The organism is Acinetobacter kyonggiensis (assembly GCF_900107285.1).
Taxonomy (GTDB): Bacteria; Pseudomonadota; Gammaproteobacteria; order Pseudomonadales; family Moraxellaceae; genus Acinetobacter; species Acinetobacter kyonggiensis.
This window is the reverse complement of the sequence record NZ_FNPK01000014.1, coordinates 74,904-91,025: the sequence shown is the minus strand read 5'-3', so window position 1 is coordinate 91,025 and position 16,122 is coordinate 74,904. Positions and strand designations below refer to the sequence as shown.

At 40.6% G+C, this 16,122-nt stretch carries 17 protein-coding genes and 1 rRNA gene; 9 read left to right on the top strand and 9 right to left on the bottom strand.

Translation table 11 applies throughout. From position 1 onward, the window contains the following. The 7 genes from rrf to BLV99_RS12045 all read left to right on the top strand — a co-directional run. Positions 1-74, top strand: a 5S ribosomal RNA gene (gene rrf, locus BLV99_RS18725); the annotation flags it as partial. A gap of 332 nt (positions 75-406) precedes the next feature. After that, positions 407-607: a hypothetical protein gene (locus tag BLV99_RS12070; RefSeq protein ID WP_244516310.1), complete on the top strand. Its 201-nt coding sequence runs from the start codon at positions 407-409 to the stop codon at positions 605-607. Between the two features lie 47 nt (positions 608-654). After that, positions 655-1,140 carry a transposase gene (locus BLV99_RS12065; protein ID WP_092690967.1) on the top strand — a complete coding sequence of 162 codons (486 nt, stop codon included), beginning with the start codon at positions 655-657 and terminating at the stop codon, positions 1,138-1,140. Continuing rightward, entirely contained in the window at positions 1,128-1,640 is a 513-nt protein-coding gene (locus tag BLV99_RS12060) for a Shedu anti-phage system protein SduA domain-containing protein (protein ID WP_092690965.1), read from the top strand. Before BLV99_RS12065 ends, BLV99_RS12060 begins: the two co-directional genes overlap by 13 nt. A gap of 72 nt (positions 1,641-1,712) precedes the next feature. Next, positions 1,713-2,036, top strand: coding sequence for an ankyrin repeat domain-containing protein (locus tag BLV99_RS12055; RefSeq protein ID WP_092690962.1), 324 nt, complete (start codon positions 1,713-1,715; stop codon positions 2,034-2,036). A gap of 344 nt (positions 2,037-2,380) precedes the next feature. Beyond that, positions 2,381-3,562: a PQQ-dependent sugar dehydrogenase gene (locus BLV99_RS12050; protein WP_092690960.1), complete on the top strand. Its 1,182-nt coding sequence runs from the start codon at positions 2,381-2,383 to the stop codon at positions 3,560-3,562. A gap of 89 nt (positions 3,563-3,651) precedes the next feature. Further along, on the top strand, positions 3,652-3,885 hold the full coding sequence (locus tag BLV99_RS12045) for a hypothetical protein (protein WP_244516309.1): 234 nt from the start codon (positions 3,652-3,654) through the stop codon (positions 3,883-3,885). 256 nt (positions 3,886-4,141) lie between these two features. Here the strand turns inward: BLV99_RS12045 and BLV99_RS12040 are convergent, their stop codons facing one another. The 5 genes from BLV99_RS12040 to ribF all read right to left on the bottom strand — a co-directional run bounded on the left by BLV99_RS12040 (position 4,142) and on the right by ribF (position 9,744). Then, the gene (locus BLV99_RS12040) at positions 4,142-4,684 is read right to left on the bottom strand and encodes an NADPH-dependent FMN reductase (protein ID WP_092690958.1); all 543 of its coding nucleotides are present in this window, start codon (positions 4,682-4,684) and stop codon (positions 4,142-4,144) included. Between the two features lie 137 nt (positions 4,685-4,821). After that, positions 4,822-5,304, bottom strand: a complete 483-nt coding sequence (locus BLV99_RS12035) for an FKBP-type peptidyl-prolyl cis-trans isomerase (RefSeq protein ID WP_086184119.1) — start codon at positions 5,302-5,304, stop codon at positions 4,822-4,824. Then, the gene (gene lspA / locus BLV99_RS12030; protein WP_004650871.1) at positions 5,297-5,839 is read right to left on the bottom strand and encodes a signal peptidase II; all 543 of its coding nucleotides are present in this window, start codon (positions 5,837-5,839) and stop codon (positions 5,297-5,299) included. The genes BLV99_RS12035 and lspA overlap by 8 nt, the downstream gene beginning before the upstream one ends. Then, on the bottom strand, positions 5,832-8,678 hold the full coding sequence (gene ileS / locus BLV99_RS12025) for an isoleucine--tRNA ligase (protein WP_092690955.1): 2,847 nt from the start codon (positions 8,676-8,678) through the stop codon (positions 5,832-5,834). The genes lspA and ileS overlap by 8 nt, the downstream gene beginning before the upstream one ends. Before the next feature lie 64 nt (positions 8,679-8,742). Further along, positions 8,743-9,744, bottom strand: coding sequence for a riboflavin biosynthesis protein RibF (ribF, locus tag BLV99_RS12020; RefSeq protein WP_092690952.1), 1,002 nt, complete (start codon positions 9,742-9,744; stop codon positions 8,743-8,745). A 206-nt stretch (positions 9,745-9,950) separates the two neighbouring features. Between ribF and BLV99_RS12010 the strand changes: the two genes are divergently transcribed. After that, positions 9,951-11,081, top strand: coding sequence for a TDT family transporter (locus BLV99_RS12010; protein WP_092690946.1), 1,131 nt, complete (start codon positions 9,951-9,953; stop codon positions 11,079-11,081). A 543-nt stretch (positions 11,082-11,624) separates the two neighbouring features. Continuing rightward, positions 11,625-12,194, top strand: coding sequence for a 5'-methylthioadenosine/S-adenosylhomocysteine nucleosidase family protein (locus tag BLV99_RS12000; protein WP_092690940.1), 570 nt, complete (start codon positions 11,625-11,627; stop codon positions 12,192-12,194). Positions 12,195-12,310: 116 nt separating this feature from the next. Here the strand turns inward: BLV99_RS12000 and BLV99_RS11995 are convergent, their stop codons facing one another. From BLV99_RS11995 to ssuD, 4 genes are all read right to left on the bottom strand, one after another. After that, complete coding sequence (locus tag BLV99_RS11995; protein WP_004650865.1) at positions 12,311-12,925, bottom strand: TetR family transcriptional regulator C-terminal domain-containing protein; 615 nt, start codon at positions 12,923-12,925, stop codon at positions 12,311-12,313. A gap of 364 nt (positions 12,926-13,289) precedes the next feature. Further along, positions 13,290-14,099, bottom strand: coding sequence for an ABC transporter ATP-binding protein (locus tag BLV99_RS11990; RefSeq protein WP_092690936.1), 810 nt, complete (start codon positions 14,097-14,099; stop codon positions 13,290-13,292). Positions 14,100-14,109: 10 nt separating this feature from the next. After that, a complete protein-coding gene (gene ssuC, locus BLV99_RS11985; protein WP_092690934.1) occupies positions 14,110-14,925 on the bottom strand; it encodes an aliphatic sulfonate ABC transporter permease SsuC in 816 nt (271 codons plus the stop codon). Beyond that, positions 14,925-16,100: an FMNH2-dependent alkanesulfonate monooxygenase gene (ssuD, locus tag BLV99_RS11980; RefSeq protein WP_092690931.1), complete on the bottom strand. Its 1,176-nt coding sequence runs from the start codon at positions 16,098-16,100 to the stop codon at positions 14,925-14,927. Before ssuD ends, ssuC begins: the two co-directional genes overlap by 1 nt. Positions 16,101-16,122: the final 22 nt, after the last annotated feature.

Below are 16,122 nucleotides of genomic sequence, written 5' to 3'. Positions count from 1 at the left end.
GAACTCAGAAGTGAAACCTCTTCGCGCTGATGGTAGTGTGGGGTTACCCATGTGAGAGTAAGTCATCGCCAGCTCATTATTCCTAAAAACACCCCCAACCTAAACGTTGGGGGTGTTTTTTTATGCGCGAAATAATGATCAAAATACGCTGTCGGGCTGAAGTTTACTTTTTAAAAATTATTACTATTGTATCGTTTAATAAGAATTGGTTTTAAATTTCGGCTTTTAATATCAAAATTAATCGTTGGAAGTTGAGTTTATTGATATTTTAACTGCTATAGCCAAGTACTCAAATATTTATTACAATACAAAATATGGGATATTCAAAAGATTTTAAAGACAAAGCCATAGAAATTATGACTAGGGATCAACTGTCAGTGCGTAAAGCTGCTCAGCATTTTGTTGTATGAACGCGTACGATACAGCTATGGAAAAATCGACCGAGAACAAACCTATTCTTGGTCGCCCAGCTAAAATCAGCAAAGCGCAAATATTGCTAGATGTAGAGCAACACCCTGATGATTACATCAGTGAACGGGCTGTCAGTACCCATGCGGTATTTAATGCGTTACATGGCGCAGGAATATCGCGTAAAAAAAGACATTAAGGCATCCTAAAGCAGATCAAAATCAACGCTGGCAATTTCAAAATTTAATTGAGTGTTTAGAACAACAATTACTTCTGGTTTATATAGATGAAAGTGGTTTTCAAAGTGAAAGCACGCGATCGCATAGTTATAGCCGCAAAGGAGCAAGGGCTGTAGGTGAATTTAACTGGCAGTTAAAAAATTGTAGCAATGAGATCGGTGCATTAATCGAAAATAGATTGCTTACAGTTGGAGTATTTAATTGTTCAGTGAACACAGCGGTATTTGAGTGTTGGATTGAACAGGATTTATTGCCCAAGCTGAAAAAAACCAGTGTTTTGATTATGGATAATGCTCCTTTTCATAAAGGGAAAAGGCTTCAGGAGTTGGTACGCTGTGCAGGCTATTACATTGTGTGGCTTCCTAAATATAGCCTAGACTTAAATCCAATAGAAAAAATGTGGTCACGAGTAAAGTCGATTAGAAATAAGTTTAGAGTTAAAGATATTGATCAATTGTTTAAAGATTACTGTAATGATTTATTTGGTATTTAGCTATAGGTTCACTCCTAAAGAAATATTTTAATTTTGGGCACCATGAAGCACATGTTTTTAATGAATTTAGGTTGGGAACATCTTTTAAAGCAGATTATTTGTTATTAGGTGAGAATTCTGACGGATGGCATTTTGTATTTGTTGAACTTGAAGCTCCATCAGGTTCAATAACTTTGCAAAATGGAGACTTTGGTAATGTTCTAAGAAAAGGTGAATCTCAGGTTAAGGATTGGGAAATTTGGCTTGAGGAAAATTTTGACTCACTATCTGAATTCTTTAATAGGCATAAAACAATTGAAAAAAGCTTGCCACATGAATTCTACAAGTTAGACAAGACGTTAATTCACTTTGTTGTAATTGCGGGTAGAAGAAAAGATTTTAATCAAAGAACATATAGAATAAGAAGAGAAGGTGAGCAGAATAGAAAGCTATTTCTACACTATGACAATTTAATAGATTCTGTAAAACAACTTATAGAACCAAATACATTTACCTATTAGGCATAATCTAAATTGAAAAGCACTCTATCTTAAGGAAGAATAGAGATTATATAAATTTAAAAGGCTATAAAAATGCAATTTAATTCTATCTCCCCAATCCCTGAAGATGATGACGAGCTGCATCTTCCTGAACTGGTGTACTGGGCATCTTTAGGCGACATCGAACAGGTCGAGCAGGCGCTACAGGAAGGTCTGGACGTCAACTCTGCCGATGAAGAAGGTTATAGTGCCTTACATGCAGCAGCTGAAAATGATCATTTAGAGGTAGTGAAGCTATTGATTAGTAAAGGTGCAGATATTAATCATCGCAGTACTTATACAGCTTTAGAACTTGCTGAAATGGCAGGTAATCAAGAAATAGTGAGTTATTTAAAGAGCTTAAAAGGAATAGCTTAAATCACTTAAATGCAAAAAAGCCCTATCATGATGAGAGGGCTTTTTTGTATGCGTTGCTTAGGTATAACTTCTGCCATACCTCACATCCTGATGTTCAAACTTATTGTTATTGTTTTCATTTGGGAAACATCCTGTTTCCTAATGAGTTAAGCATAATAAAACTCCATTCGTTGGTATATACGCAAAAAGCAGCAGCCTGTGTACGTTATTTCCTACACTATAATTTTTGTCCATTATTTTTTTTAGGATCAATGGGCTGTAGTAATTAACAATAAAAAATAGTGATTTTGAATAAATTACTTAGAATGACAATGATAGCAACTTGCATAAAAGTGGAAATCATAATGAAAATATTACGACTGAGTATGCTTACTACGGTGACTTTAACAAGTTCTTTGATTTTAATGGCATGTAATACACAAACAAATTCTTCTAAATTTGAGCAAAAAACAGCGGCTGAAACAGCCAAAGCAACATCTGCAAGTCGGATCGATCAAACCTATCAAATTAAAACGATTGCACAGTTTAATGAACCTTGGGCAATGGCAGCTTTAAAAGATGGTCGTGTACTGGTGACGGAGCGTAAAGGAAAGTTAAAACTATTTAATCCAAAAACAAAACAACAGGTTGAAATTAAAGGACTACCTACAGTGGCTTATGGTGGACAAGGCGGCTTAGGAGATATTGCATTACATCCTCAGTTTCAACGTAATCATTGGCTTTATATCAGTTATGTCGAAGCGGGACAAGGTGGTTATGGTGCTGTGGTTGCACGTGGTGAATTAGATTTGTCGGATGCTGCAAACCCGCAGATAAAACATTTAAAGACCATTTGGACACAAGTGCCCAAAGTACAGGGGCAAGGACATTATTCACATCGTATTTTATTTGGTACAGATGGAAAGCTATGGATTAGTTCAGGTGAGCGGCAGAAATTTGATCCTGCACAGGATATGAACTCCAATTTAGGCAAGATTTTACGTTTAAATGATGATGGTACAGCTGCGTCGGGTAATCCCTTTACAGACAGAGGTGAAATTGCCAAACAAGTCTGGTCATTGGGGCATCGTAATCTATTAGGTATGGCATTTGATGATAAAGATCAGCTTTGGAGCGTTGAAATGGGCCCTAAGGGTGGCGATGAACTCAATATTATCGTTAAAGGTGAAAATTATGGCTATCCCGTGGTTTCGAATGGTGATCATTACGATGGTACAGACATCCCTGATCATGATACTCATCCAGAATTTAAAGCACCTGCGATGAGTTGGACACCTGTTATCTCCCCATCTAGTTTAATTTTTTATACAGGAAATCAATTTCCTGCATGGAAAAATAAAGCGCTGATTGGTGGCTTATCTTCTAAGGCAATTGTGATTGTGGATACTGAAATGAAGCCTGTGATTGAAGTACAGCGTTTAAAGATGCAGCAACGGATACGTGGTTTACTCGAAGTTGGGGATGGTTCAATTTGGGTGCTTGAAGATGGGAAAAATGCCAGATTACTGCAATTCACTGCGCAATAAGCTGCCTTTAATCAGGGATAATAGATGCTGTACATAACGCTTTAAAAGAAGCCTTTTAACTTCCTAAAATAGATCGTGATGTTCATTTAGTGGTGCATCGCATCGATTTTCTGCGCCACCACACTTATGACAACCCGAACTGTTTACGCTCATCCATATTGATTGTTTTACGGGGCGATCTTGAGCGACTCAACGTGATTTATATCGTTTCTCAATTTCATCAGGTCAAAATTATTTTACGAGAAAGTGCTTTAGACAATGGGGAGCATACGGATGGGCAAGCTGCATGTAATGTTGATTTAGGCTTTCAAGTAAATCTTTAATTGATAAATTTTGAGTGTCCCAAGCATGAAATAAAAAAAGCCCCGACATCCTGTCGAGGCTTTTTCATATTCATTTAAAGGTATTACTCCTGTCGTACCTATCAGCTTCCTGCTGTTTATGCTTTATTGTTATTGTTTTATGCATTAGAGACTTCCTGTCTCTGTATGACTTTAATATAGCGTTATAAATGATGTGTGAAAAGCGCTGATTTTCTGCAACTGTTGTAAGCCAAAACCGACAACAGGCTAAAAAATATCAGGCACTGACATATTGGATCAATTTATCCAAAATGGAAGTCAGCCTTTTTTCATCAAATTCATTCGGTTCAAATTCTTCCGTTTTATTGCGTGAGAAGATGTCACGAATTTCAATGACGGCATTATTGTCAATTAAGCCCAATTGTGTGCCGACTTGACGAATTTGATCAATCGAACGTGATCCATTGGTTGCACCATAGCCAATATAGGCCGCGGGTTTACCTTGCCATTCTTTGCCTAAGTAATCTAAAGCATTTTTTAAGGCTGGACTGTAGCCATGATTGTATTCAGGGCTGATAAAAATAATGGCATCGGCTTGGGAGATTTTGTCTGCCCATTCTTGTTGTTTGGGTTGATCATAAATACCCGTAATTGGAGGATGTGCTCCTGCAAAAATAGGCAGATCCCATTGTTTTAAATCGACCAGTTCAGTCTGAACGGTACTAAAATTTGCTTTTTCGATACTGCGTTGTACCCAACGTGCGACTTTAATCGCAATACGCCCTTCACGCACACTACCAACAATAATTTGAATTTTCATGTTGAACCTGTATTTTTTATGTCGTTGCGCTCTAAATTAATATGAATATGCAGGGCTGAATATGAGGATTTTGTATTTGACTTAACCTAAAAAAGCTCCCGAAGGAGCTTGTTTATGAGGTCTCAGCAAATGCTGCATTACATAATTTTAATGCCTTGCTGACCAGCAGGTGTGACTTTAAAGATTTCCACTTCAAAAGTAATATCTTTGCCAGCAAGCGGGTGATTGAAATCAATTTCAGTAATATCTTCACCGACTGATTTCACCACACCAAATAAGCTTTGTTTGGCTTTATCTTCAAATTCAATCATATGACCGACAATTGGTGTTTGTTCGAATTTCACCGTGTCAAAAGTTTGAATATTTTCAGAATTCCACGGACCAAAAGCATCTTCGGGTGGAAGGCTGACGGTACGACGGTCACCAGCACGTAAACCAAACAGTGCTTTTTCAAAGCCCGGCAGTAAGCTGCCATCGCCCATGACAAGGCTGACAGGTTCTTCACGGCTACGGGTATTGTCAATTTCTACGCCATTTTCAATAGCAACAGAAAAGTGAAGCTCTACTTTTGAGCCTTCAGCAATACGGGTTTCTTCATTGGGATTAATCATTTCAGTCATGTTGTTGCACTTCAGCACGTTGAATACGTTGTTTTTCGAGGAAAAACGTATCGATAAGCAGCAGAATTGTGCCTAAGGTAATGGCACTATCTGCAATATTAAAAGCAGGGAAATGGCTGTTGTTGTAGTACACATGAATAAAATCGACCACATAACCTAAAGAGACACGGTCAATTAAATTACCGATGGCACCACCCAAAATGAGGGCAATCGCCAGCGGTAAAATCACGATTTTTTTTGGCATACGCATGAGCCAAAATACAAAAATTACAGACACTAAACCTGCAAGTGAAGTAAAGAAATAACGTTGCCATCCACCTGCATCGGACAAGAAACTAAAAGCTGCGCCATAGTTATGTAGCAATGTCCAATTTAAAAAGGGCAGTACCGGCACAGGATCTGCATAATTCAGATGTGTCGTTGCAATCCATTTGGTCCATTGGTCGAGAATAATCGCGACAATGGATAAACCCACCCACACTAAATTGTGTAGGTAGAATTGGAATAAGCCCTTTTTCGGTTGTGGATTAGGCATATTTTCTCTCTTCGCCTTGACCTGTAGGAAGGTTGATAATACAACGAGAACACAGACCTGGATGTTCAAGATGTGTATTTACATCTGGAAGGACATGCCAGCAACGTGCACACTTTTCACCTTCCGCAGCCGATACCTTGACGCGTAAGCCTTCGAGATCAGTCGCTTCACCTTGGGTCTCATCAAATGCATTGACAATTACAGTTGAGGTAATTAGGACGAAACGAAGCTCATCATTTAATTGATCCAGTACCATTTTGAGCTCAGCATTGGCCCAAAGTTCAACTTTGGCAGACAGATTTGAACCAATCAATTTAGCATTACGTGCAGCTTCAATTTGCTTGTTCACTGCCGATTTAACTGCAATCATGGTTTGCCAATCGGCTTCTGAAATTAGGTTCGCAGTTGAAGCAACAGGAATGTCATACCATTCAGTGGTGAACACGTATTTTTCAGTTTGACCCGGAATTAACGGCCAAGCTTCTTGTGCAGTAAAGGTCAAGATTGGTGCCATCCAACGGACAAAGGCTTGTACCAAATGATACAACGCGGTTTGTGCAGAATGACGTGCTTGAGAATCAGCTTTGGTGGTGTACTGACGGTCTTTGATGATGTCGAGGTAGAAACCGCCCAAGTCATTGATACAGAAATTAGTCAAAGCATTGGTGACGATATGGAAATTCATATCTTCGTAGGCTTGTTGAATGGTTTTCTGTACATCCGCAGCACGTTGTAAAATATATTGATCTAGTGCGATCAATTGGTCTACAGGTAACGCATCTGTTGCAGGAGTGAAACCATTTAAGTTTGCCAATAAGAAACGAAGCGTATTACGAATACGACGATAACCATCTGATGCACGGCTAAAGATTTCTTTACCTGCGGTCATTTCATAACGGTAGTCGGCAGATGCAATCCAGAAACGTAAACCATCAGCACCCATATCTTTAATGATGTCTTGAGGGGCAATGATATTACCCAGTGATTTAGACATCTTACGACCTTTCTCATCCACCACGAAACCATGAGTGAGTAAGCCTTTATAGGGTGCACGCTTATTAATGGCAATCGAGGTTAATAATGAAGACTGGAACCAGCCACGATGTTGGTCTGAACCTTCAAGGTACAAATCAGCAGGGTCAGTGAGTTCTTCACGTTCACGCAGTACGGCAAAATGGGTTGTACCTGAATCGAACCAGACATCTAAGGTGTCACGAACTGCATTGTAGTGCTGCGCATCTGCACCAATGAATTCAGATGCATCGCGGTTATACCAACCATCAATGCCTTCTTGCTCAATCAGTTTAGCCACTTCTTCAATCAGTTCAGGCGTACGAGGGTGTAGCTCGTTGGTATCTTTGTGCACGAAGAATGGGATTGGCACACCCCAAGTACGTTGACGTGAGATACACCAGTCTGGACGACCTTCGATCATCGAGTGAATACGGTTTTTACCCCAATCTGGCACAAAACTGATGTCATTTTCGATGGCATTGAGCGCATCTTGACGTAAGCCTTGATCATCCATGCTGATGAACCACTGTGGGGTTGCACGGAAGATGATTGGTGTTTTGTGACGCCAGCAATGTGGATAGCTGTGTTTGATCACCACATGCGCCCAAAGTTTATTGTTGGTCGTTAATGCTTCAATGATTTTCGGATTGGCTTTGTAAATATGTTCGCCTGCAAAAATGGGTGCAGTCGGTAAATACACACCGTTACCGCCGACAGGATTATCCACTTTTAAGTTGTACAGCAGGCCAACTTTATAGTCGTCCACACCATGGCCGGGAGCAGTATGTACCGCACCTGTACCACTGGTTGCGGTGACGTGTTCACCTAAAATGACGGGTACTTGGCGCTCAGAAATTAACGGATGTTGTAATTGTAGATTTTCAAGTGTGTTACCCCTAAAGTCTGCAATGACTTCAACGGTAGTAAAGCCATAGCGTTCAGTGGCAGATTCCACTAAATCTTTCGCTAAGATAAAGTTTTGCGTAGCTTTTTCTGTCCCGCGTGCGGTGACTAATTGGTATTCAATATCTGCATGTAATGAAACTGCTTGGTTGGCAGGCATCGTCCAAGGTGTCGTGGTCCAGATCACGATATCGGTTGAATCTGTAACACTTACACCGACACGTGCAGATAAATCAGCTAAATCAACAACGCTAAAACCGACATCAATCGCGTCTGATTTTTTATCTTCATATTCAACTTCCGCTTCTGCCAGTGCAGAACCACAATCTAAACACCAGTTGACGGGTTTCAGACCGGGTTGGATATGACCTTGTTTTTGAATTTCGCCCAATGAACGCACAATGTTGGCTTCTTGTGCAAAGTTCATGGTTAAGTAAGGATTGTCCCAATCACCGAACACACCCATACGCACAAAGTCTTTCTTCTGTAATTCGACTTGAGTGTAGGCATATTCACGGCAATGTTTACGGAATGTTGCGGCATCGACTTTGACACCGACTTTCCCCACTTTTTCTTCAACTTTCAGTTCAATTGGTAAACCGTGACAGTCCCAACCCGGAACATAGGGCGCATCAAAACCATCCATAATACGGCTTTTGATGATGATGTCTTTGAGGACTTTATTCACCGCATGACCGAGGTGGATTTGACCATTGGCATAAGGAGGGCCGTCATGAAGCACATATTTTTTCTTGCCAATACGCGATGCACGAATCTGCTGATAAATGTTGTCGGCATACCACTCTTCTAACCATTTTGCTTCACGTACTGCAAGATTTGCTTTCATTGCAAATTCAGTACCTGGGAGGTTTAGCGTGGCTTTATAATCCACTGCATTTTCAGGAGTTTGCTTATCGCTCATGCAAGTTGTCTTCCAATTTAATCAGGCTTAGGCTGACGCATTTTACAGTAAAAAAATTTGGGATTTAAAAGGGAAAATGAGGGCTGTTTTGTCGAAACTCAAGCAGTTTCTCAACATCATCATCAATTCCCGCTTTTAATGCTTCAAGCGAAGGGTAGTCCTTTTCACCATGTAAATAGTTTAAGAACGTCACCCGCATTAACAGGCCATACAGATTAGCAGAAATATCAGGAAAATGTACTTCTAATCGCCATTCAGGATGTTCCTGTTTGATGGCTGGCCGTGTACCCACATGTCCTGCACCAAACAGGGCAGTGGGGTCATAAGCTGCAATTCCGAGTTTTTCAGGATGCTGGGCTTGGACTTTATCTTTTAAAGATTCGGTTTCACATAAGACTTCAACGCCGTAAATACCATTTAAACAGGGTTTATGGCGGTTGAGACGGACATTGATGGTCGGGAAATTAATTGTCCGTCCAATTTGATCACCATATTGCACCCGACCAGTGATGCTATAAGGGCGACCTAATAATTGTGCAGCGAGTGCTAAATCACCAGCTTGTAAGGTTTGCCGAATACGGGTGGAACTGACCCGTTCACCGTTTTGTTCGATGGTATTTAAATTGGTGACATGGAAACCATAGTGACGTAGAAATTCGCTATTGCCCTGACGGTTTTTGCCAAAATGGAAGTCATCACCCAATACAAGGCTATGTGCATTGAGTTTTTGTTTGAGTATTTGTGCAAACTCTTCAGCACTTAAGCTACGGAAATAATTATCAAATTTTGCGATGACAATATAGTCGACACCCAGTTCAGTCAGATATTCGACTTTTTCACGTAATGAACTAATACGTGGCGGTGCTTCATAACCTTTAAAGAACTCTAAAGGTTGTGGTTCAAAAATCATCACCAAGGTTTTTAAATTTTGCGCTGCTGCAAGGTCTTTTAATTGTGCAATCATCGCCTGATGACCCAAATGTACACCGTCAAAATTACCAATGGTGACGGCAGTTTTTGGCAATTGAAAATTAGGCGCTAAAGCATTCAGGCGGAGCAGCTTCATGGGCGAATCAATAAATGAAAAATTATCAGGGCTATATATTGCCATAATCTTCAGCGTTCGTCTTGTTGTTGTGTTTTTACTCAAAAAAATTAATCAAAGATTGGCTTTGTTATCAATTAAAATGATTAATTTAATAAAAATAAATCAATTTTTCTTATTCTTAAAGGCTCGTAAAATACGGATATAGCCTTTGATGAGCAACAGCGATGAAAAATCCATTTTATCAACTTGAACAAATACAAGATATTGTGCGCCAATTTACCCCAAACTGGTTTACTGTCAGCATGGGGACGGGTGTTGTGGCCTTGATTTTAGCTGAATTGCCCTTTGCCCACAGTCTGATGGCGCAATTGGGGGCATCCTTATGGCAACTGAATATTGTATTGTTTATGACCTTTTGTATTTTATATGGGCTGCGTTGGCTCATTTATCCGACTGAAGCCAAACAAATTTTCTCGCATGCCAGTATGAGCCTGTTTTTGGGTGCCATTCCGATGGCACTGGCGACCATCATCAATGGCTTATTAAAGTTTGGAATTAGCCTATATGGCGATGGGGTGATTCAGCTGGCGCAGATGTTGTGGTATGTCGATATCTTGCTTGCGGTTGCTATTGCTTGGCTGGTGCCATTTTGTATGTTCAGTCGGCAGGAGCATCAATTACACAGTATGACAGCGGTGTGGTTATTGCCGATTGTGGCTTGTGAGGTTGCGGCAACCTCTGGTGGTTTGTTGTTGCCACACATTGCCGAAGGGCAACAAGCGGTGGGCATTTTGGTTGGGAGCTATGTGTTATGGGGTATTTCAGTATTGCCTGCCTTTGCAATTTTAACCATTTTAATGTTGCGTTTGGCACTGCATCAATTGCCCAGTAAGGAATTGGCAATCACCAGTTGGTTGGCATTGGGCCCCATTGCGACAGGTGCATTGGCCTTGTTGGTACTGGGTGCACAAGCACCACAAGTATTGGCAACTGTGGAGATGCAAAGTTTAGGTGTGTTTTGTCAGCAGGCGGGGATCGTGGCGAGTATGCTGTTACTGGGCTTTGCTGTGTGGTGGTTGGGCATTGCCGTTTTAACCACCTTAAAACATGCCAAAACGGATTTACCCTTTAATTTGGGATGGTGGGGTTTAACTTTTCCATTGGGAGTATTAACCCTTGCAGTGCTGAATTTGGGGCAACAGATTCAGGTCAGTTTTATTCAGTCTATTGCTTATGCTTTGGCAATCATACTGGTGATGTTATGGCTGTTGGTGGTGAGTAAAACAGTGCAAGGTTTTTACCGTGGTAATTTGTTCTTTTCACCGTGTTTAAAATGCTATTTGGAGCAGAGATAAAGTTTTTCTCTTTTCGGAAAGAATAGATAACTTGCATAAATCAAAAAAAATCAATATTCGATTATTTGAAATTTGCACTGCCTCATTTTGAGTACTTTAGTTTTTATGCCTTTGCGTAGGCATTATCTCTACTTTTGAAAGGTCAAAAGTAGACAAAAACCTTTTGTTTCCCATACACGACATCCCTGTCGTGATGGGAAACGTGTGGCATCCATGCCACACTCATGAATCCAATACTTCCTAGAATTTGTTTTTAAATTTTGGCTTTCAAACGATTTGTATTGATCAAAAAACGACTTATGAAAGAAGTCTAATAAATAAATTATGTAAGGGGGAAATAGGTGTTAAGTCTAAATTTTTTAATCCCCCTAAATCCCACCTTTTTAAAGGTGGACTTACTGCCATGAATACCTTCAAGAAAATAAGTAGAAGCACAGCTCCTCAAGAAAAATACCCCTTTGAAAAAGCGGATTAAAATTTGCACCTGATGGTATTTTCTTTTCTAATGAGCACACTTTTTATCTTTCTCCATGAGTACATCACATGATTTCTGATCTGGCTTTAATTATGGCATTGCCAAATGAATCAAAAGGATTATTTGAGCAAGCAGGAATTGATGTGCATTACAGTGGTATAGGTAAAGTCAATGCTGCTTTTAAAGCCTTTGAGGTGATTCAAAAGACTGGTTGTAAAACGCTATTAAATTTGGGCTCAGCTGGTAGTTCACATTTTGATGCACATAGCTTGGTTGAAGTCATGACGTTTGTACAACGCGATATGGATGTTTCACCACTGGGCTTTCAGGTGGGTGTGACCCCGATGGATCATGATTATCCAGCTGAAATTGCTTTAGATGTCCATTTCGGGCATTTAGCCCAAGGGATTTGTGGCACGGGAGACAGCTTTGAAATAGGTCTACCGAAAGTGCCGTGTAACCTCGTGGATATGGAAGGTTATGCTTTGGCCAAAGTGTGTAAAAAGTTAGATGTACGTTTAATTTCAGTCAAATATATTACCGATGGCGCAAATGATACGGCACATTTAGAGTGGGAAGAAAATTTATTATTGGGGGCGCAAAAATTATTGGCACTTTATCAAAAGCATTTTGTTTAAAACGAAAATCGTGGGTTTTTATTATTAAATTATTAGTAAGTCATTTATTGGGAAGTTTGGCGACCATAGAGGGCTATGGTCGTATGCCAAAATTATCGCGGACGATAATTTAAGGTTTATGCACGAGGAATAACGCCATATAACATCATATGGACTGTATGTTGAATAATACGTTGCTGCATACTGCGGTTACGTAAAGTTTTGCCTGTCACCATTTCCATTTGGGTGGCAAAATCTGCATAGTTTTGTGTGATGGCCCAAATGTTAAGAATTAAAAGCTCAGGATCAATTTCCTTGGCAATTTTTCCCTGTTCTTGCCATAAAGCAATCACTTTAGCTTTACGCTTCACCAATTTCTTTAATGGACCTTTTAAAATAGGCAAGATATGTGGCGCACCTTGAATCACTTCCAAAGCAAACAATCGAGACGCTTTCGGTTGGGTACGAGAAACCTCAATTTTCTGCAATAAATAATTGCTGATTGCTTCTTCAGGTTCGAGGTCTGTTTCCAGCATTTGCAGTGGAGAAAGCCACTTTTGTAATACCGTGGTCAGCACTTCAACATATAGCGCTTCTTTATTTTCATAATAATAGAAAATATTAGATTTGTGCATTTCAGCAATTTGAGCAATTTCGTCTAAGCTTGCTCCATTAAAACCATAAAGGGAAAATACATCCAGCGCTGCATTTAGCAGTTGATGTCGTTTTTGAGTACTCTTTTTTTGTTCCATTGGCAATGCGACAATAATCAAAATTGGAATCTTAAATTGTACGGCAAATCGTCAGATTTGTGCACAGGCAAAAGTTTTAATTTGATGAATATTGGTGATTTATTTTTTAGATTGAGGGTTAAGCTGCTTTGTTTTTGAGCAATCTAAAACTATTCTGAAAAAGACCAAATGGAATAAATTAATGAATATTTATTAAAACTTTCAATAAGATTGAATTTTTATATTTTGCCATGTCCTGCATTTGAGTCGCTCAGTGATTTATGAATGATTAAAATGACTGAAGAATTAGCTTACATTTAGACAACAGAATGCTGAAATGAGCCCAAACTGAACAATAGTCATGCGCCCATTTCACCTGTAAAAATTATGTTGCCAATACAGCATTTAAAACCTGTTGCTCTAATTCGGTAAACGCATAATCTTTTTTTCGTGGTCGCGCTAAATCCACTTTAAATTGTTGGGCAATATGCCCTTTATCGAGCAAGATAATACGATCGGCCAATTGTACGGCCTCACTGACATCATGTGTGACCAAAATAGCGGTGAAACCTTGTTCACGCCATAGTTTTTCAATCAGTGCCTGCATGTCTAAACGCGTCAGTGCATCGAGCGCACCTAAAGGTTCATCGAGTAATAAAATGCGCGGCTTGTGTGACAGTGCACGTGCCAAAGCGCTACGCTGACGTTGTCCACCCGATAACTGTGATGGCCACAATGCGGCTTTATCTTTGAGTCCGACTTTTTCTAAAAGAGTAGAGGCATTGCTTTGTTGTTCTTTGGCTAAACCCAATTGTACATTTTGTTCAATGTTGCGCCATGGTAACAGGCGTGGGTCTTGGAACATCACTCGAATGTCATCGCTGGTAATGCCTTCGCGAATATGACGGGCCGATTTAAACTTAATTTCACCATAACTCGGTTGTTCTAAATCGGCAATCAGACGCAGTAAAGTACTTTTACCACAACCACTACGCCCGACAATGGCAAGGAATTCTCCCGGTTGAATATGCAGGTCTAAATCTTCTAAAACGTTGACTGCACCATAAAATTTATATAATTGCTCAATCAAAATTTCTGCACCGACAACAGCGCTTGGGTTGATGTCTGTAGTGACAGGATATTGGGGTGCCGCAGTCTCTTCAGCGACATGGCGGCCTATGCTTAAATCAGTCATGACGTGCTCCTTATTTTTGGTATCCAGCATGCCAGCGCAGTAGATATTTTTCTAAAGCCACGGCCAATACATCCGCTAATTTACCCAGTAGGGCGTATAACAAAATCCCGACCAGTACCACATCTGTTTGTAGAAATTCACGTGCATTCATGGTCATGTAACCAATGCCTGATTGAGCCGAAATGGTTTCGGCAACAATCAGCAGTACCCAAACCAAACCCAGTGAAAAACGTAAGCCGACTAAAATGGACGGCATAGCACCCGGTAAAATAATTTCTTTATACAACTGCCAACGTGTCAGTCCGTAGCTTTTACCCATTTCAATCAATTGTGGATCGACTGAACGAATCCCGTGATAGGTATTAATATAAATTGGAAAAAACACCCCAATTGCCACAAGAAATAATTTTGCTGATTCATCAATTCCAAACCATAAAATCACTAAAGGAATTAAAGCCAATGCTGGAATATTACGAATCATTTGCAATGTAGTGTCGAGTAGCGTCGATGCCAGTTTAGATGAGCCATTGAGTAGACCCAGCAGTAAACCCAGACCACCGCCAACCAATAAACCCAGTAGGGCACGTCCAGCACTGACTTTGACATGTTGCCAAAGTTCGCCACTGATCAATAGATGCCAAAATGCAGTCACGACAGCACTTGGTGCAGGCAGAATACGGCTGGCTAAAAGTCCAGTGCTCGACGCGATTTGCCAAATCAAGATGAGAACGATGGGGAACAACCAAGGCAGCAAACGCTGCCCAAATGCTGTTCCACGTGAAACCTTGGCTTTTACCAAGGCTTCGGCAGAAATGCTTTTGCTCATTAAGCCGGCTCCTTAGTTTTGATTGCTGTTTTGGCTTCATCGGGAACATAGTTATTTGCTACGATTTCACCAAATGGCCCTGTTAAATTCGGTTGTGCTAATTTTTGACGTATTTCTAATGGCAGTAGTGGGAACACCAATTCGGCAAAGCGAATAGATTCTTCTAAATGAGGATAGCCTGAGAAAATGAAGGTATCGATACCCAAAGCGGCATATTCCTGAATCCGCGCAGCGACAGTTTCTGGGTCTCCGACCAATGCCGTACCCGCACCACCACGGACTAAGCCGACACCTGCCCAAAGGTTAGGCGAAACTTCTAGTTTAGTTCGATCACCATTATGTAATTCAGCCATGCGACGTTGGCCCACGGAGTCCATTTGCTTGAATTTTTTCTGTGCTGCGGCAATGGTGGCATCATCGACATATTGGATCAGTTCTTCAGCTGCTGCCCATGCTTGTTCATTGGTTTCCCGCACAATGACGTGTAAGCGAATACCATAATTTAACGTCCGGCCACGTGCTGTGGCTTTAGCACGCATGGTTTCTACTTTTTCTTTTACCGCAGCAGGTGGTTCACCCCAAGTTAAATAGGTATCGACTTGTTCCGCAGCAAGTTCAAGGGCTGCATCAGAAGAACCACCGAACCAAAGGGGTGGATATGGCTTTTGTACCGGTGGGTAAAGCAGTTTTGCATCATCGACTTGTAAGCGTTCGCCGTGGAAAGTAAACGATTCACCTGTATGTGAACGGGTTAAAATTTCACGCCAAATTTTGGTGTATTCAGCAGCGGTTTGATAGCGCGTCGCATGATCTTCGTAGACCCCATCGCCTTTTAATTCTTGTTCATCACCGCCTGTCACCAGATTGAGTAACACTCGACCATTGGATAGACGATCAAAGGTTGAAGCCATACGTGCCGCCAGTGCAGGTGTCGTTACTCCCGGACGTAATGCCACGAGAAATTTCAAATTTTTAGTGGCATCAATTAAACTTGCGGCAGTAATCCACGGATCTTCACATGAACGACCTGTTGGAATAAGTACCCCTTCATAGCCCAAGTGATCTGCCGCGACCGCAATTTGTTTCATATAAGCATGATCAACTTGGCGTGCACCTTTACTGGTTCCTAAGTAACGACTATCACCATGGGTAGGAATAAACCAAAAGATTTTCATGTTAGATTTCCTTCGTTAATTT